This is a genomic window from Longispora sp. NPDC051575 (assembly GCF_040681875.1).
Lineage (GTDB): Bacteria > Actinomycetota > Actinomycetes > Mycobacteriales > Micromonosporaceae > Longispora.
The window spans coordinates 25,844-41,480 of the sequence record NZ_JBFAZP010000019.1 but is presented as its reverse complement, the minus strand read 5'-3'; the positions used below and the strand labels follow the sequence as shown (position 1 = coordinate 41,480).

Here is a 15,637-nt window from a genome sequence, read left to right as displayed (position 1 = left end):
TATGGAGGTCGATCGCGGCGCGCCGGACGATCGTCCCTCCTCGCAAGAGGATGCCGTTTATATCCAGCCCGAGCAAAGGCACCACGCCGTCTCCCAGTTGCCATCGACAACCGCTTTTCGCTGATATATACCTTGAAGTCATTTTATTGTGTGATACATCGCTTGAAGTCAGGTGCATGCAGCTGAGCACCTCAGCCCACCAGAACGCGCTGGATTTGCCCTGCATGACCCTCAACATAGGGTGACCGTGCTCGATAGGCGGCCTTTGAGCAGGGAAGCAAGACCTCTACACTTCACACATGATGGGATTCCTGGTCGTCCTCACCGTAGCGGCACTCTGCTGCTGGGTCGCAGCGGTCGCATGGAGGCGGCGCCTCGCTCCCCCTAAACCGACAAAGAGCAGTGGTCAAGCGCACCAAGCCCCACACCGCCCACGACCGGCCCGCACGGCTGACGTCCAACTCGCGCCAGCGATAGGGGACGGGCATCCCAAAACGGACCTACTCGACTGGCTCCGGTGACACACCGAGTTAGTAGGTCGGCGCCGTTGGCCAGATGGAACGCTCAACCAGCCAGAAAGTTGCTAGCGCTAGCCCGGCATCAACCACCGCGCAACACCTAGGCCCGGAGAAGTGAACCGACTAGCACCCAATCAAGGCGCAGAAAACGGGGCACGCCCGTCGTCGTCATCGGGGCGCTCGCGCGGTCGGAGGGCAGACGGGTCCGCCGTGCAGGGTGATGGTTTGGCGGGTCTCTCGCGGGTCGACGGCCTCGGCGGTGGAGCCCATGTACAGCTCCGCGACCCCGACGACATCCACCCAACTTGCCGGCCATCTCTTTTGCCCCGGCCGGCGATGGAGACCAGAGGCACCGCGGAGTTGTTCGCGTCGGCGAGTGCGGTCCACAGCGGCAGGCCCGCCCATAGCTTCCAGCGTAGAAACAACGATTAGCTTTTGATCTTGGTTTGAGCTGAACGACATGAAACCCGCAGTGGTGCCGACACGAAATCCGCAGTGCCTGTTGAGCGCAGAGTTGACGTTAGTGCTCGCGCGGAGTTTGTCAGTGACCTTCGGCGCGGTCCGGGTCGCCTTCGCCGGTGGCGGCAGGCACTTCGGACTGATCTGAGCCGCCAGATCTCACGGTTTCACGCCGCCGGTGGCGGTCCCGGCTGGAGCCGGGCCGCCACCGGCGGCAGCGGGTTGCGTGCGCCGGCGGTCCGGTTACAGGCCGGTGATCTGGGCGACGATGGTCCCGTTGTGGGCGGTCACGCCGCCGGGGAGGAGGCATTGCAGCGGGTTGACGACGGGGTAGATCCAGGTGATGACGACGGTGGCGCCGGTGAACTCGCCCGCGGCGACCGTTCCGGTCCCGGTTTCCTGGACGATGCCGCCGGTGGCGGTGAGGACGATGGTCAGGGGCACGTCGGAGGTCTGGCCGTTGTTCCAGTGGATCCGGACGCCGTCGTTGCCGACGCCGGGGAGGTAGTTGCAGCCGGCGTTCGGGACGCTGAAGGCGTAGGGCCCCATGTAGCCGGCGGTGAGGGTGGTGTCGGTGGAGGTGCAGGAGGTGAGGGTGTCGGTTTCGCTGACGGCGATGGTCTGCGGGGTGAGGGTCAGGCCGGGGCTGTAGGTCACGTTGCTGGTGCCGGTGCAGGTGGTCGACGAGGCCGCGTGGGCCGGGCCGGCCATGAACAGGGTCGTGGCCGCGGCCATGGCACAGCCGAGGACGGTGGCGAGAACGCGCCGTAGCCGGGGGACGGGGTGGGCATGATGCCTCATCTCTGACAGGGGGGCGGACTGACCCGGCTACGCGGTAGCGGGCGGGCCTGGGCTCTGGTCAGGCGCTGGTGGGGGGTGTCACGAGGTGATCTCCAGCAGCAGGGTGTAGGTGAGCGCGGAGACCGTGCCCAGACCGAGGTTGCAGGTCAGGATGGGCGCCGCAGCACCGGTTTCCGTCTCGACGACGGTGTCTCCGGTGAACAGTCCGGCGGTGATCTCGCCGGTGATGACGGTGATGCTGGTGGCCCCGACGATGCTGGAGACGCGCTGGCCTGTGATGGTCGAGGTCTGGCCGGTGTTCCAGGTGATCGTCTTCGTGACGGGGCCGCTGCCGAGCAGGTTCATGCAGGAGAAGCCGGGGGCGGTGTAGCCGAAGCTGAGCCCGCCGGAGATGACCGCCGGAGCGTTGGTCGAGACACACGGCTGGTAATCGAAAACGCGCGAGGTTGCCACGGTCTGCGACGTCGCGGTCAGAGCCGTGGAGTAGGTGGCGCTGGAGCTGCCGAGACAGGTGAGGTCGAGGGTTCCCGCGGTGGCCGGTGCCGCGCCCACCAGGTTGGCGGCGGCGAAGACGGCGGCGCTGAGAAACGTGGCCAGGACGGGTCGGGTACGCATGGGGTGCTCCGTTTCCGGCCAACCACACCGGGGTCTGGCCGGCCGCGACGATGACGGTAGTGGTGGGTTCAGCAGGCGGCGCTGCGGCTGATATTTCGACCGCCACCAGTAGAACCGGCTGCCGACCGTGATCACAATGCCACTCACGGTATCGAGTGGAGTTCACTCATGCAGATGCAGATCGAGATTGCAGTACGTCGACGCGGAGCCGGGCGGGGTCGCGGCGGCGGGCGGTGTGATGGGCATGGGGCCTCACTTCGACGGGTGGTGCGTGTGGGGAGGGATGCCGAACGGGGCCGGGCCGGGCGGAAGGGTCCAGTCCGCCCCGCCGGGGTCAGCAGCTGGTGGTGGTGTCGCCTGCGTCGACGGTGCAGGTGTTGGTTCCGAAGCCGCCATTGGCGGTGTCGCCGCCGGTGCCGTCATGGACGTTGATCTGGTCGTTGCCGAGGCCGCCGCTCATGGTCCGTGGCAGTAGGTAAGCGAGGAAGCGGGCCGCCAGGGAATTCACCGCTGCCCGCGCGTGCGGTCGGTGCCGGACGTGGTCAGGGGTTGCAAGATGCTGCCGAGGGTGGCGGGCAGGGTGTCCCACCACGGCGGCGTTGGCCTTCCCCACGGCTTCGGCCAGCATGGCCTCCGCCTGGCGGTCAGGGCCGCGATCAGACGACAGGGCGGACCCAACTTGTCATCGAGTCCGTCGGTCACCGCCGTGAGCGCGTCGACCGCGTCGGATACAGGATCGTCGACGGCCAGGGAGGCGGTGATGAGGCGCAGTTTGGCGCGCCGCCAGCGGGCGAGGAACCACCAGCCCCAGCTCACATTCCACGCCATGGACAAGGTCACGGCGAAGGCGAAGTACGCGACGACGTTGACCCAGGCGAAAATGAGAGTCGCGACGGCGGCCAGCCACCACAGCCCAGCCCTCCGTATGCGCAGCATGGCGCGCAGGTGCGCCACGTCAGTGGTGATGGCGGTCAGCCGGACGGCGGCGCGGGTCGCGTCGGCGCGGCGCGGCTGGTCGCGGTGATGGCGGGCCAGGGTTTCACACAGGACTGGGGCCGTGTCCAGGACGATCAGCGTTCGGTGCTTGTCCAGCTCGGGTGCGTTGGCTGTCAACCAGAACCGCTGCAGAAGGTCGCCTGGCTCTGTCCGTCGGATAGGTGACCGCCTGGATGCGGACACGGGAGCGGACGCATCAGCGGTCGGTGTCGGATTGGTGGGCGTCGTCATGCCGCTGCGTCCGAGGCGGGAAGGTCGGCCAGGGGCCACAGTGACGGGCGCGGGGCGGTGATGGACAACCGAACGGTGCACGGGCCGGTGGCGCACTCCCATTCCGATGACCGCACCGTCAGGGTGTTGGGGCCCTTGCGGTAGCAGGAGTCGTGCCCGGGGCAGCCCGTGGTGGTGAACTTCCAGCCGGCGTCTTCAGCGGCGCGGGCCACGACATAATGCGCGCGGTCAGCCTGCGCGCCGTCGAGGTAGCGCACCGAGTAGCGCAGGACCGCTTTCCCGGGCTGCTGGTCGTCGGTGGTCAGGTTCCCGCGTCCGGTCGGGCGGGTGATCACGGTCGGCGGTTCGGATAGATGCACACCGAGGTCGAGCAGCTGCTGACGTGCGGTGTTCTCACTGGAGGTGCGCGCGTACCACCGCGCCCCCACGGACCCGCCAGCCACCAGCAGCACAGCCGCAGTCGCGACCACGACTGCGACCGCGTCGAGGATCCTGCGGTCTGGTCGTCGCAGGCGGCGGATCTGAGCGTCCGCGTCGACCGGTGCGGCGGGGTCGTGGTCGCCGGGTGGCTGGACTCTGGGGACCGTGCTGGTGGTGGCCGCGGGTGGTTCGGGGGTGGTCACGGGCGTTCCTTCGGGTGAGCGCGGGGCGGGTGTCGAGTTCATTGCCGGGCAGGCGTCCCGGTTGGGGTGGGCCATGCGGGGTGCACGTGGTGCGGGGGCAAGGCGTGTCGGGTCACATCGCGCCACACCGCTTCGGCGTAGTCGAGGCTGGCGCGGTCGTCGACGAGGACCCCGCCGCGCGCGTCGAGGAGGTGTGCGACACGTCCGGTCGGGTCGAGGTCGGCCAGCATCAGTCCGCCCCTCATCCCCCGGTGAGCGCCGACCCCGTACGGCACGACCCGCAGTGTCAGCCGGTGGTGGCGTTGCAGGTCTGCGAGGTGGCGCATCTGCTCGGCGCACGCGAGGGCCGCGTGCACGGTGCTTTCGCAGACGATCGCGTCGATGGTGCGGTGCGCGTCGGCCCATAGCCGGTGTTGGCGCAGGCGCAGCAGGTCGGCGCGGCGGGCGGCGGTGTCGGGGTCGGGGTCGCTGGTCCAGCCGGCGGCGATGGTCCCGGCGGCTAGGATCTCCGGGGGTGGGATGGACCAGACTCTGAGCCGGGCCGCGGTCTCCTGGACGGTGATGATCCGCCGCAGTGTTCCGGTCAGCTCCAGCGGGTACGGCGCCCACGGGTCGCCGCCGTCGGCGGGTTCGAGGGCGGTCTCCACCTGTGCCCGGAGGTTGGCGCTGGCCGCGCAGGCGGTGAGGATCGCCTGCGCGGTGGCCCAGGACACCCCGTGCTGGCCGCTTTCGATTCGGAGGATCTTCGACACCGAGCAGCGAAGCAGCGCCGCCAGTTCCGCCTGGGTGAGTTTGGCGAGCTTGCGCGCGTGGCGTAGCAGGCGGCCCGTCTCCCCCAGGCGCGCCGGCGTCTGTGATCGGGCGGGCATGGGCTTAGGCACTGTGGGCTCCGGCGTGGGCGTTGGTGAGTGCGGCCAGCACGGGCAGGAACTGGCGGGTGTGCCGGTAGACGGTGTGGATGTCCAGCGGCCGGTCGCAGCCGTTTGCCCGGGCCAGTTCGCCGGCCGCGGACTCCAACGACCCTGCGGGCAGGTCACCACGGCGGGCCCAGGCGCGCATCCGCAGCAGGCCGTCGGCGTGCTCGCCTTTGCTGCGGCGGATGGCCAGGTCAGGCAGGTGCCCGCCGTGGGCTCCGGCGAGGGCTGTGTCGGAGACGATCTCCCACACCGCCAGGTCAATCGCGTCGTCGGCGGTGTGGAGGGTGGCGAGGTGCGGTACCCATGTCCAGCCCGGCACGTGCTGCACGATCGGCCGGTCCGGGCACACGATGACCGTGCCGTCCCGGCGCCGGCGCGCGCCCGGCTGATGGTGATGTCCAGGGCGGTGACGGCGGCCAGGGACAACGCCGCAGAACTCACCGCCGCGCCGGGCCCGGCCGCAGGGGCGATGACGGAGGACAAGGTCACGTCGGTGCGCTGCGAGCCCTGGCTGAGCATCGCCCGGGCGACCGCGCGGCGGCTGGTGGTCTCCGGGGTCCACCACAGGTCGGCCTGCCCGGGGCTGGACCCGACCAGCGTGTGGCCGTCGCCGGTGCCGGGGTGAACGGCCTCGATCACCCCGCAGCCGCGCGGGTCGGTGCTGATCAGGCGGCCGGTGTCGGGGCCGTATTCGTGGGCGACGTACACGTTCATCTCATCACCCCGCCCGCGCCGCTCCCGGCGGCGGTTGGCTCAACCGCCACCGGGTGCGAGCCCGCTGCGCGGCAGATTGCCCCTGGTCCGGTGGTGGCCATGGCTTCGGTGGCGAGCGTGTGGGCCTGGTGCGCCATGTCGGTGATGTCTAGGACCGCCGTGATCGTGCTGCCGTCGCCGAGCATGCCGGTGTCGATCGCCTCTGCGTGGGCGGCGAGCCGGTCGGTGACGGTGGCGACCACCTGGTCGTGTCGTCGGGCCGCGTTGATGAGGCCGATCGCCCAGGGCAGGAGCCTCACCGCGTACAGGCCGGCGAAGATCACGGCGGCGAGCAGCCACAGCGTCGCGGTTCGGGCGGTGCCGGGCAGCGTTCCGGCCGCCGCCGCGCATCCCACGGCCGTGATGGCGCACACCCCGGCGGGGAGCACGGCCCGCGACCGGCGGCAGGCTCGTGTCACCGCCTGGTCTGTGGCGTTGACGGCGGCGAGGTTTGCACGGGCTTCCGCGAGCAGGTTATCGACCTGCGGGGACGGCGCGAGGGCTGCGAGCTGGTCGGCGGCCCAGGCGTGCAGGAGCTGGGCGCGGGTCAACAGCAGACTGACCCTCGCACAGCCACACCGGTCCCGCCGCGCTGGACGCCTGTTGATCCTGGTCATGGCTTCACCCCGAACAGCCACCAGCCGTGCTCCCAGCGCAACTGGTAAGGGCGGGCGGGATCGACCTCGACGTCGGCGCCGGTGGTGGGTAGTGCGTGGATGGGTTCGCCGTCGCGGGTGAGGAGGAAGGCCTCCCCTTGCGCCCAGGACAGGGCGGCGACCGTCCAGTGCCGGTTCTCGTGGGCGAGGATCGGGGCGTCGTCCGGGTCCAGCCATGAGGTGTAGATCCGGTCTGTGGAGAGCTGTTCCAGGCGCAGGCCGTCCAGTCCGGCGCGGGTGCGGTCGGCGGCGATCGTCAGGCGTAACGGTGCTGGGTGCAGGGGCTGGTCGAGGACGGTCATCGGCAGTCCCTGTCGCACAGCGTGGTGTCGCGGCGAAGTGCGGCGAGGAGGTCGGCGGCGTGGGCGTAGATGGTCTGGATGCCCAACGGCCCGTCCAGGCACAGGTCGCCGACCAGCCGGCCCGCGGCCGTGTGGGGCAGTGCGTGCTGCCGGGCGCGGGTACGCAGCAGGAGCAGGTCCGCCAGCCTGGCGTGGATGTCGGCGCGTATCCGGTCAGAGGGCACCGGCAGGCCGTGGCCGTGGACAGCCAGCTCCCGGGTGACGAGTTCCCACACGACCCGGTCGTGCGCGTCCTGGTCGCCGGTGGTGACGGTGACCAGGTGCGGAACGCAGAGCCATTCCTTCGGGGGTTCCCAGTCCAGGGGCGCGGGGCTCATGTTCGCCGTCGAACGGCCCAGGCCCAGCCATGCCTTCCGCCATCCGGTCAGCGCCTCTGACACGGCTAGGGCGATCGCGACCTGCGGTCCCGCGCCTCCCGGTTGGGCCGGCGACGGGGCAATGACCATCGCGAGCACGCCCGACGGTGCGCAGACGGCGAGCAGGGCCGCCGTGTGGCCGTCGGCTGCTGGTGTCCACCGCACGTGTGACCCGTCCGCCCGCACCCGCAGAATCCGCCCACCGGCGGTGCCGTGCTCGGGGTCGGTGATGGTGACAAGTCCCCTGCCCGGGACGGCTCCGGTGAGCGTGCGGTCGACGGTGACGTTGGTGGGCTGCCCGATCACGCCGCGACTCCAGGCTGCGAGACGGCGGTCAGGGAGCAGGTCTGCCCGTCGTAGTCGAGCAGGTAGGTGATCCCTGCGGTGAAGGTGACCTCGGCACGGTCCTCGGTCACCAGACCACGGGCTGCCGACCGACCAGACCACAGCGTTCCGCAGAGCGGGAACTCGCCTGCGATTCCGGACAAGTCGGCAGTCCATCCGGCGCCGTCCGGGACCAGCATCGTTGCGCCCACGGGCAGCCAGTCGGCAGTGTCGGTGCCGTCGGCGTGGCGCAGGGTCACCCCGACGATCCGGCCACGCCCCGTCTGGCGATCGACGCCGGTGACGTCCAGGTCCCACGCACTGGCATGTCGGCCCACCGCACCCACCTCCTTATGATCTCGATCTGTTGTGCTCATACGGCCGCACGAACCCACTGCGGGTGTTGCACGGGTCGGCGGCGCTGGTTCTTGTCCTCGAACATGGCCCGGTCGGCGGCGATCACCGCCGCGTCCAGGTCCGCGCCACCGTGCAGGACGGTCGCGCCGACCGAGGCGGTGACGGTGTGCCCGGGAAGCCATCGGCGGCGGATTACCAGCGCGTTCCGGAGCTGGTCGACGAGTTCTGCCACCGCTTCCGCTGACGTCGGAGCCGCGAGCAGGGCGACGAACTCATCCCCGCCGGGCCGGGCCACGACCGCGCCCGGCCCGCAGATCTGGGCGATGACATCGGCGATCTCGCACAACACCCGGTCCCCGACCTCATGCCCCCACCCGTCGTTGACCTCCTTGAACCGGTCCACGTCGACGTTCACCAGGAGCCGGGGAGCCGGATGGCGGCGCGCGACGCTCAGGCCTCGCCGCCAACCTCGAAGACCCAACAACCCGGTCAAAGGGTCACGCGACGCGGCCCACCGCTCCCGTCCCAACGCGGCGCGGGTGCGCAGGAGTAGTCCGCCGAGCCCGAGCACGCCAGCCCAGCCCCCGGCCGCGATCCACACCAGGGCTCCGCACACCACGCAACCTCAAACCCGGGCCGGCAGCGTGAGCTGGATCCCGGCGGTGACCGCGTCGAGCCGGGCCGTCCACGCCTCGCGGCGACTCGCGCGCGCAGCCACCGCCGCCCGGGCGGCAAAGCGGGCCACCAGGCATGGGAAGGCCTCCGCGCAGCCAAGCGCCGAACACCGGGCCGGATCCGCCGCGCTCGGGGTGTGGCGTGCGGCGAGGTGATCGGCGGCCCGGGCCAGATCCGGATCCACCAGCGCCGTGGCGTTAGAGCTCGTCACCGCGCTGCCCGCCATCCGGCCGGGCGCAGCATCGACCACAGCCGCTCGCCGCCCGCCAGGGTGATCGGCGTGCCGAGGTCTTCGTAGCCGTGTTCCTCGTACAGGCGGCGGCTGTCTTTCGACGCGGCTTCCAGGTAGGCGCCCAGGTGTTCGCTGTCGAGTTCTGCGTGGTGATGGTCGAGCAGGGCGCCGCCGATCCCCTGGCCCTGGTGGTCGGGGTGCACGGCGAGGAGGGCGAGGTGGTCGTGCGGGGTGCGGTCGCCGTCGGGGTGGCGGGCGTCGAAGTGCTGTTCAAGTACCGCGAACCGGTCCAGGTGCTCGCCGACGGCGGCGGCGAGGTGCAGGTCGTAGTCGACGACCTCGGGCGCGGTGCGGCCCTTGGCTCCGCGGTGCGGGAGCCACACGGCCGCGCCCTGCCCGTCACCGGCCAGGTGGAGGTTGCCGTGCGCGACGGCGTGCTCGGTGAAGATGGTGAAGTACCGCTCCAGAACGTCGAGACGGTCGCTGTCGGTGGGCACGAGCCAGCGGCACACGTCCAACGGTTCGAACGCGGTCGCGATCAGCCTGGTCGCGGGTTTGATGTCTGCGAAGGTCGCACGGGTGATGATCAGATCTGTGGCCATGGCGGGGTTCTCCTCAGGAAGAGATGGGACTGGGCTAGTCGAGGGCTGTGGTGTCCAGGCCAGCGCGTACGCCGTGGCCGATGCGGCGGTAGACGTGCGGCGCGGTCAGGCGCAGGGTCAGGCCCCACCCGCAGCCCCCCGCGACCAGCAGGGCCAGCGCGGTCGGGACGGCCCACCCCAGCGGCGAGTCTCCGGGGACGCCGAGGACTGCGGCGAAGTTCGCCACGGCCAGGCACACCATCGCCACGAGTCCGAGACCGGAAAGGCCAGGGGCGATGAGTCGGGCCCATACTCCGGGTCGGTCGTCGCGTTGGGTGAAGTAGCCGATCACCGCCGCCGACGTACCGGCCAGCAGCACCAGCACCCCGAACCCGCCGGCCGTGCCCGCGATGTAGAACAGGCGGGTAACCGGATCCCAGCCGCCCGCGGCGTAGGTGAGGATGACCGCGCCGATCACGGCCGTCTGTACCAGCGACGCGGCCACCGGGGCGCCGGAGCGGGGCCCGAGGCGGCCCAGCCGGGCAGGGGCGACGTGCTCACGGCCGAGGGAGAACAGGTAGCGGCTGGACGTCTGGTGGAAGGCCATCATCGCGGCCAGCAGGCTCGACACGAACAGCACCCGCACCGCCATGGCCATCCCCGAACCCAGCTGCTCACCGGCTACGGTGGCGACCAGATCCGGGCCGAGCTCACCCGCCCGGTCCATGAACGCCACCGGCCCGGCCGGTAGGAGCATCGCACACGAGGCGCCCGCATACAGCACCGTCAGAACCAGCAAGGTGATGCAGGTCGCGCGGGCAACCGCGCCCGGCCGGGCCTCCTCGGCGTAGACCACCCCGTGTTCAAAACCCGCGAACGCCAGGACGATCACCACGAGCGCGGCGCCGAGAGCCGGCACCAGCATCCGGGCCGGATCCAGCCCCGCCCACGGCTGGAGCATCGGGTGGTTGTCGGTGGCGGCCGTGGCCACGTTCGACGAGGCCGTCACCGCGACAACCGCCAACTCTGCGGCACAGAGCACCGCCAGGACACGCCCCGACAGGCTGATCCTGCGCACCCCCAACAGCCCGACGACCGCCCAGCACGCCAGCGCCGCCGTCCACCACGGCGGCGAGACACCCCACCAGCCATCGAGCAATGGGACCACGGCCGCGCCGATCAGCCCGTAGGCGGCGGTCTGCACCGCCATGTAGAAGACGACCGCCAACCACGCCGCACCCACACCAGGCACCCGCCCCAGACCGGCGGCCACGAACGTGTACATCCCACCAGCCGACGGCAGATGCCGGGCCATCGCCAGATAGCCCGGCAGGAACACCGCCAGAACCACCCCGACCGCGAGGAACGCCAACGGCAGCGCCACCAGACCCGTGGACGCGAAGCCGGTGGGAATCACCCCGGCGGTGACGGTCAGCGTCGCGGCGGCACTGAGCATGATCCACACCAGCGTCGCGGTACCGAGCTGACCGGAGCGCAGCGTCGAGGAAGCACGGTTGCTGCCCAGAAGACGTTGGGCGTGCACGGGCGGGGAAGACACGGCAACTCCAAGGAGAGTGAGGCGAGGCAAGCAAGGGATAGGGTCAAGCTCGGGGGGCCAGGGCCCTGGAGGAGACCGCGTGCTCGACCAGACCGAGCAGGTCAAACAATTCAGGCGGCAGGCCGCGCACCAGGGCACGCAGCGGGCCGTGCAGGTCGGGGTAGTCGCGCAGCCACCAGCGGTGCAGACCAATCGCCTGGACCAGACCCGCCAGCACCACATCTGACGCGGCAGTCTCGGCGCCCGGGCGAAGGCGGTTTCGGGCCAACACCGAACGCCGCTCAGCCTCGGTCGGATCCACCGACTGCACAGCGGGCCACCAGCAACGCCAGGACGGCTCGGGCCGGGCAAGGACTCCCTGTTCGATCAGGTCGTCGCGTACCCAGCCGGCCGCCTCACCGGCCAGCGCTCGCAGCCACACCTGCGGTTCCGCTGGAGCCGACCAACGCAGTGCGTCCGCGAACCGTCCGGCCGGACCGTGCGCCTGACCGTTGTTCGTCGACTGCACCAGCCCGGCGCGCAACACCGCCCGCCCGCAGTCCACCTCCGCGACGAGCAACGCCGCCACCACACCGACGCCCAATGCCACGTTGTTGAGCTGCGCTCGACCGGAGTCAGGATGGTGGGCGATCAGGTACAGATCCTCGACCAGCCTCGATCCGAGGCTGCCTGTCAAAATCGGGTCTGTCCCCGGCCACTGCCAGTCCGACGAGGAGCGGTGATGCCGACCCGTTACTTCGCCGTGCCCACGCGCGTAGGGACCCGGCGCGCGCCCCGGCCGGGAAACCTGTTCGAGCCGCAGTGCCTTCATCGTCGCCACCCCCATATGTGCCACAGGGCGCGCCTCGGGGAGTCCGCGCCCCGCACAAGCGGCCGGTGGCGCGGGCGAGCCCGCGTGCCGGTCGCCGTCCGGGCTGAAGCTGGGGTGCGCACGAGTAGTCCTCCATCCGAAGCTCGACGCCGGCGCAGGCGGTTTGCCTGCGTCGATGTCCCACCTAACGGCTGTGCCTGATGTGTCGGACAGGCGCACACGCGGGCGGTGACAATCCGTTGACAAGGCCTCAACGGTCCGATCGGCGTCGGCCCGACCGTGCAGTGCCGCGCTTTGCCCGGGGAGGACTCACGCTGCACCCCAGGTCACGGCCGGGCTGACACACCTCACTTTGGAGGCACCACGGCTGTCATCGACATGTCACAGATTCGCCAATTCGCGTCACCTGCGCGCCATTGGTGCCCATAACTGGAAGTTGGTGCCTTGATCGGGTTGCGAGGTTTATGGTTCGGCGGGTAGCAAGGGTGCAGGTGCGCTGACAGGAGGCGGTGGGCATGCGAAAGGAGCCGGTGACGCTGCTGGGTCAGCTCATGCAGGAACGCGATCTCGGCCGCGACGAGGTCGTAGACCTCTTGGAGCGACATGCCGCGCACGTCGGCGAGCAGCAGTTCGCGGTCTCAACCCGCACGCTTGACCGTTGGCTCGCCAGCGGCGTGAAGACCCTGCCCCGACCTGTGGTGTGCAGGGTGTTGAAGGCGGTGTTCGGGGCGTCGGCCGAGGAGTTGCTCGGGTCGGCGGCTGCGCCGGCGCGCGCCGGCCGGAGGCCCGACGACTGGCAGGGTCTCGCCGAGCGGCTACGGCGGGAGGCTGACGGCGTGCTAACGGCGGGCACGGTGTCGGCCAGTCGCCTCGGGCTGTTCGAGGAGGCGGTCGAGCATCTGCGACGCACGCACATCGTCAGTGCCCCGGAGGCGATGTTGGGGATGCTGATGCCGGAACTCGGGGCTGTCTTGGAGGCCACCCAGCAGGGGCAGACCGCGTTGGTTCGCAGGGGGCTGTCGGCGTGCGCGGCGCAGCTGGCGATCTTGACCGCAGACTGCTTGATGAAGCTCGGCGCCACCCACCCGGCCGTCGGGTGGTTTCGCACGGCCCGCACAGCCGCCGACGACGCCGGGCTTCCGTGGCTGGCCGCTCAGGCGCGCGCCCAGGCTGCGATGCTGCCCTACTACTACGGCGACCTACGGCGCACCGTCGCCCTCGCCGTCGACGCCCAGCAGGTCGGGCAGGGCCACATCTCCCCCGCCGTATGCCTGGCGGCGGCGGCCGAGGCCCGCGCCGAGGCCAGGCTCGGACATCGCGAGGCCGCACACGAAGCCATCGCACGCGCGGTCACGTGGTTCGAGCAGCTCCCCGACGCCGACGACAGTGACGCGTTCGCGTTCCCCGCGCAGCGTCTAGCGCTGTACCTGTCGGGGGCATGGACCTACCTCGGAGACCAGGCACAGGCCGCAGCGGCGCAGTCGGAGGTGCGGCGGCTACACGCCGAGTCGGGCGTGTTCACACTCGACCCGACCTTGATCCGCTTCGACGAGGCCTCCGGGCTCGCCACCCACGACCCTTCGAGCGCGATCGAGCACACCCGCGCCACCATCGAGCAGGTACCGGGCGGGCACTTCACCAAGATCGTCACCACTCGCGGCACGGACATCCTCAATGCGCTGCCCGCGCAGGCCAGAACGACCCCCGCCGCGCAGGAGCTGGCCGAACTCCTGGCGACGCCCGCCGCCACGCCTATAGCGTTGGGCGCGTGATGGCCGTCCCGGTCCTGACCGAGGCGACGTTCGCCGCGGCCGGCACCCGCTTGGTACTCGAACAGGCATGTCAGCTCGCCGGCATCGACTCCACCGGCGCGCGGCTGCTGCGGCACCAGACGAACGCGGTATGGCTACTGGCCGCTCGCGGCCTGATCGTCAAGATCAGCCGGCCCGCGGCCAATGCCGACCGGGAACGGGCAACGCTGGCACTCGCGGGGTGGCTGGCAGCCGAAGACTTCCCAGCGCTTGCTCCCACGATGCTAGAGCCGCAGCGCGTCGGCGGGTGCCTGGTCACGATATGGCCCTATCTCCCGCAGGATGGGTTGCCACCCGTGCAGGCCGCAGACCTCGGGCACCCGCTACGCACATTGCACACCTTGCACCCGCCGATGGGACTACCCAGGCTCGCTGCGGTGGCCGCGATCCGCCACTCCCTCGCCGCCAGCCGCATTCTCGCCCCCGCCGACCGGACGTTCCTCGAAGCCCGCTGCGACGACCTGGCCCGCCGACTCGCAGGCGTCCACCACGCGCTGCCCACGGGTCTGATCCACGCCGACCCCCATCACGCCAACGCTCTTGCCACCCCGAGCGGCACGACGCTGCTGATCGATTGGGATTCCGCCTGCCTCGGCCCTCCCGAGTGGGATCTAGTCACCATCGAAGTCCACTGCCGACGTTTCTACTCGGGGAGCGGGCAGTCCGAGCGGTTCAGCACGGCCTACGGGCTCGACATCCGCAACTGGACCGGCTTCGAAACCTACCGCGACCTGCGGGAACTCCGCATGATCTCCACCAACGCCCGCAAGTCACCCCCGGGCTCGCCAGAGGCTGCCGAGGTCCACCGTCGCATCATCCAGGTCCGTGACCAGGACACCCGCACGCCTTGGCGCAGGCTGTGACAGGGGCCTGAGTGTCATTGACAATCCGTTGACACGCCAAACGCGCGGCACCGCGTACCTACGAGGTCCGGCGTCGGTAGATTGCTGGTCGTGAACGACGACTCGCAAGAAATCGAAGTGAAATACCAGGTCACCGACACCGAGGCGCTGCTGGGCGCACTCAAGCGCGCCGGCGTTTCCCTTCGCGCCGCAGTTCGCCAGGACGATCAGGCGTACGCGCCGGCGAGCTGGGACTACGACCAGTCCAAGATCGGGGTGCCGTTCGCGCGACTGCGCACCCAGACCGGCCTGGACGGACACCTGTTCACGGTGAAGAAACCCGTGGACAACGAACTGGCGTGCCTGGAGCAGGAGACGGTCGTCTTCGACCGCGATGCGATGCACCAGGCGCTGCTGTTGATGGGGTGGGCGCCGACGGTGCGGATCGCCAAGACCCGCCAGGGCGGCGCCTGGCGCGGCGTCGCTTTGTGCGTTGACGTCGTTGACGGGCTCGGGACGTTTCTCGAGCTGGAGGTGATGGTCGCCGCCGGCCGACCCGGAGCGGCAGTGCAAGCCGAGCTGGCCGAGCTGGCGGAGTCGCTGGGTGTGGATGCGGTGCGGGTGACCGACACGTACGACTCTCTGCTGCGGCGCGTCGCCGTTTAGAACAAGGTCGCGGCGGGGTTCGCCGGTGGTGCGATCTGGCTGGCCGGGATCGGCAGGTCCAGGGCTGCGGACAGCGCCGCGTGGTCGGTGAGCCGGTCCAGGCGGGGCTGTTGGTCGTAGGCGCATGTTCGGGCGGCGTCGTGGAGAGCGGTGCCAGCGTAGAGGTAGTCGTACTGGTAGCCGGCTCCGCCGCGTCCGAACCACGAGTGCTCCTGGACGCCCGGGTTCACCAACCGGTGCAGGTCCGTGAGACCGAGCGCTTCGAGGCGGTCGTGGAAGTCGTACTCGAACGGCAGGAATCGGTGCGCGGGCTGGTGGTCGCGGCGCACGGAGTTGATGTCCCCGGCGAGCACCAGCCGCGCCTGCTGCGCCGTGGGGATTTGCTCGACGGCGGCGAGCAGGGTGGCGACGAAGTTCTTCTTGCGTTCCAGTTTCGTGCGGTCATTCGACGGCACGTAGACCCCCAGAGCACAGTCAACGCCCCCTCGGCAGC

Annotated in this window: 21 protein-coding genes; 4 read left to right on the top strand and 17 right to left on the bottom strand. The window is 70.2% G+C overall.

All coding sequences use genetic code 11. From position 1 onward, the window contains the following. Positions 1 to 1,220: 1,220 nt before the first annotated feature. The 7 genes from AB0M43_RS37260 to AB0M43_RS37230 all read right to left on the bottom strand — a co-directional run bounded on the left by AB0M43_RS37260 (position 1,221) and on the right by AB0M43_RS37230 (position 5,479). Positions 1,221 to 1,778 carry a hypothetical protein gene (locus AB0M43_RS37260; protein ID WP_363732044.1) on the bottom strand — a complete coding sequence of 186 codons (558 nt, stop codon included), beginning with the start codon at positions 1,776 to 1,778 and terminating at the stop codon, positions 1,221 to 1,223. 78 nt (positions 1,779 to 1,856) lie between these two features. Beyond that, a complete protein-coding gene (locus AB0M43_RS37255; protein WP_363732042.1) occupies positions 1,857 to 2,393 on the bottom strand; it encodes a hypothetical protein in 537 nt (178 codons plus the stop codon). 334 nt (positions 2,394 to 2,727) lie between these two features. Further along, on the bottom strand, positions 2,728 to 2,853 hold the full coding sequence (locus tag AB0M43_RS37250; protein ID WP_363732039.1) for a hypothetical protein: 126 nt from the start codon (positions 2,851 to 2,853) through the stop codon (positions 2,728 to 2,730). A 44-nt stretch (positions 2,854 to 2,897) separates the two neighbouring features. Further along, on the bottom strand, positions 2,898 to 3,620 hold the full coding sequence (locus tag AB0M43_RS37245) for a hypothetical protein (RefSeq protein WP_363732036.1): 723 nt from the start codon (positions 3,618 to 3,620) through the stop codon (positions 2,898 to 2,900). Then, a complete protein-coding gene (locus AB0M43_RS37240; RefSeq protein ID WP_363732033.1) occupies positions 3,617 to 4,243 on the bottom strand; it encodes a hypothetical protein in 627 nt (208 codons plus the stop codon). The genes AB0M43_RS37245 and AB0M43_RS37240 overlap by 4 nt, the downstream gene beginning before the upstream one ends. 38 nt (positions 4,244 to 4,281) lie before the next feature. Further along, positions 4,282 to 5,112, bottom strand: coding sequence for a Scr1 family TA system antitoxin-like transcriptional regulator (locus AB0M43_RS37235; RefSeq protein WP_363732030.1), 831 nt, complete (start codon positions 5,110 to 5,112; stop codon positions 4,282 to 4,284). Between the two features lie 4 nt (positions 5,113 to 5,116). Then, the gene (locus tag AB0M43_RS37230) at positions 5,117 to 5,479 is read right to left on the bottom strand and encodes a hypothetical protein (RefSeq protein WP_363732028.1); all 363 of its coding nucleotides are present in this window, start codon (positions 5,477 to 5,479) and stop codon (positions 5,117 to 5,119) included. A 75-nt stretch (positions 5,480 to 5,554) separates the two neighbouring features. Here AB0M43_RS37230 and AB0M43_RS37225 point away from each other — a divergent pair, with 75 nt between their 5' ends. Beyond that, positions 5,555 to 5,785: a hypothetical protein gene (locus AB0M43_RS37225; RefSeq protein ID WP_363732026.1), complete on the top strand. Its 231-nt coding sequence runs from the start codon at positions 5,555 to 5,557 to the stop codon at positions 5,783 to 5,785. Between the two features lie 85 nt (positions 5,786 to 5,870). Here the strand turns inward: AB0M43_RS37225 and AB0M43_RS37220 are convergent, their stop codons facing one another. The 9 genes from AB0M43_RS37220 to AB0M43_RS37180 form a co-directional block, all read right to left on the bottom strand. Next, positions 5,871 to 6,464, bottom strand: a complete 594-nt coding sequence (locus AB0M43_RS37220) for a hypothetical protein (protein WP_363732024.1) — start codon at positions 6,462 to 6,464, stop codon at positions 5,871 to 5,873. 62 nt (positions 6,465 to 6,526) lie between these two features. Beyond that, positions 6,527 to 6,871 (bottom strand): hypothetical protein, encoded by a 345-nt coding sequence (locus tag AB0M43_RS37215; RefSeq protein WP_363732023.1) that lies wholly within the window; start codon positions 6,869 to 6,871, stop codon positions 6,527 to 6,529. Then, positions 6,868 to 7,593: a hypothetical protein gene (locus AB0M43_RS37210; protein WP_363732021.1), complete on the bottom strand. Its 726-nt coding sequence runs from the start codon at positions 7,591 to 7,593 to the stop codon at positions 6,868 to 6,870. Before AB0M43_RS37210 ends, AB0M43_RS37215 begins: the two co-directional genes overlap by 4 nt. Next, entirely contained in the window at positions 7,590 to 7,949 is a 360-nt protein-coding gene (locus tag AB0M43_RS37205; protein WP_363732019.1) for a hypothetical protein, read from the bottom strand. Before AB0M43_RS37205 ends, AB0M43_RS37210 begins: the two co-directional genes overlap by 4 nt. A gap of 35 nt (positions 7,950 to 7,984) precedes the next feature. After that, the gene (locus tag AB0M43_RS37200; protein WP_363732018.1) at positions 7,985 to 8,584 is read right to left on the bottom strand and encodes a GGDEF domain-containing protein; all 600 of its coding nucleotides are present in this window, start codon (positions 8,582 to 8,584) and stop codon (positions 7,985 to 7,987) included. A gap of 9 nt (positions 8,585 to 8,593) precedes the next feature. After that, positions 8,594 to 8,869: a hypothetical protein gene (locus tag AB0M43_RS37195; RefSeq protein ID WP_363732016.1), complete on the bottom strand. Its 276-nt coding sequence runs from the start codon at positions 8,867 to 8,869 to the stop codon at positions 8,594 to 8,596. Further along, a complete protein-coding gene (locus AB0M43_RS37190; protein ID WP_363732015.1) occupies positions 8,851 to 9,477 on the bottom strand; it encodes a GNAT family N-acetyltransferase in 627 nt (208 codons plus the stop codon). The genes AB0M43_RS37195 and AB0M43_RS37190 overlap by 19 nt, the downstream gene beginning before the upstream one ends. A 34-nt stretch (positions 9,478 to 9,511) precedes the next feature. Next, positions 9,512 to 11,014: an APC family permease gene (locus AB0M43_RS37185; protein WP_363732013.1), complete on the bottom strand. Its 1,503-nt coding sequence runs from the start codon at positions 11,012 to 11,014 to the stop codon at positions 9,512 to 9,514. Positions 11,015 to 11,057: 43 nt separating this feature from the next. Continuing rightward, positions 11,058 to 11,825, bottom strand: a complete 768-nt coding sequence (locus AB0M43_RS37180) for a GPP34 family phosphoprotein (RefSeq protein ID WP_363732010.1) — start codon at positions 11,823 to 11,825, stop codon at positions 11,058 to 11,060. Positions 11,826 to 12,340: 515 nt separating this feature from the next. On the opposite strand from AB0M43_RS37180, the gene AB0M43_RS37175 reads away from it, so the two are divergent. The 3 genes from AB0M43_RS37175 (at position 12,341) to AB0M43_RS37165 (ending at position 15,144) form a co-directional block, all read left to right on the top strand. Further along, complete coding sequence (locus AB0M43_RS37175) at positions 12,341 to 13,597, top strand: hypothetical protein (RefSeq protein WP_363732008.1); 1,257 nt, start codon at positions 12,341 to 12,343, stop codon at positions 13,595 to 13,597. Then, positions 13,597 to 14,499: a phosphotransferase gene (locus tag AB0M43_RS37170; protein WP_363732081.1), complete on the top strand. Its 903-nt coding sequence runs from the start codon at positions 13,597 to 13,599 to the stop codon at positions 14,497 to 14,499. The genes AB0M43_RS37175 and AB0M43_RS37170 overlap by 1 nt, the downstream gene beginning before the upstream one ends. Positions 14,500 to 14,589: 90 nt before the next feature. Further along, positions 14,590 to 15,144, top strand: coding sequence for a class IV adenylate cyclase (locus tag AB0M43_RS37165; protein WP_363732007.1), 555 nt, complete (start codon positions 14,590 to 14,592; stop codon positions 15,142 to 15,144). Here AB0M43_RS37165 and AB0M43_RS37160 read toward each other — a convergent pair. Beyond that, positions 15,141 to 15,599, bottom strand: coding sequence for a hypothetical protein (locus tag AB0M43_RS37160; protein WP_363732005.1), 459 nt, complete (start codon positions 15,597 to 15,599; stop codon positions 15,141 to 15,143). The genes AB0M43_RS37165 and AB0M43_RS37160 overlap by 4 nt on opposite strands. Between the last annotated feature and the right edge of the window lie 38 nt (positions 15,600 to 15,637).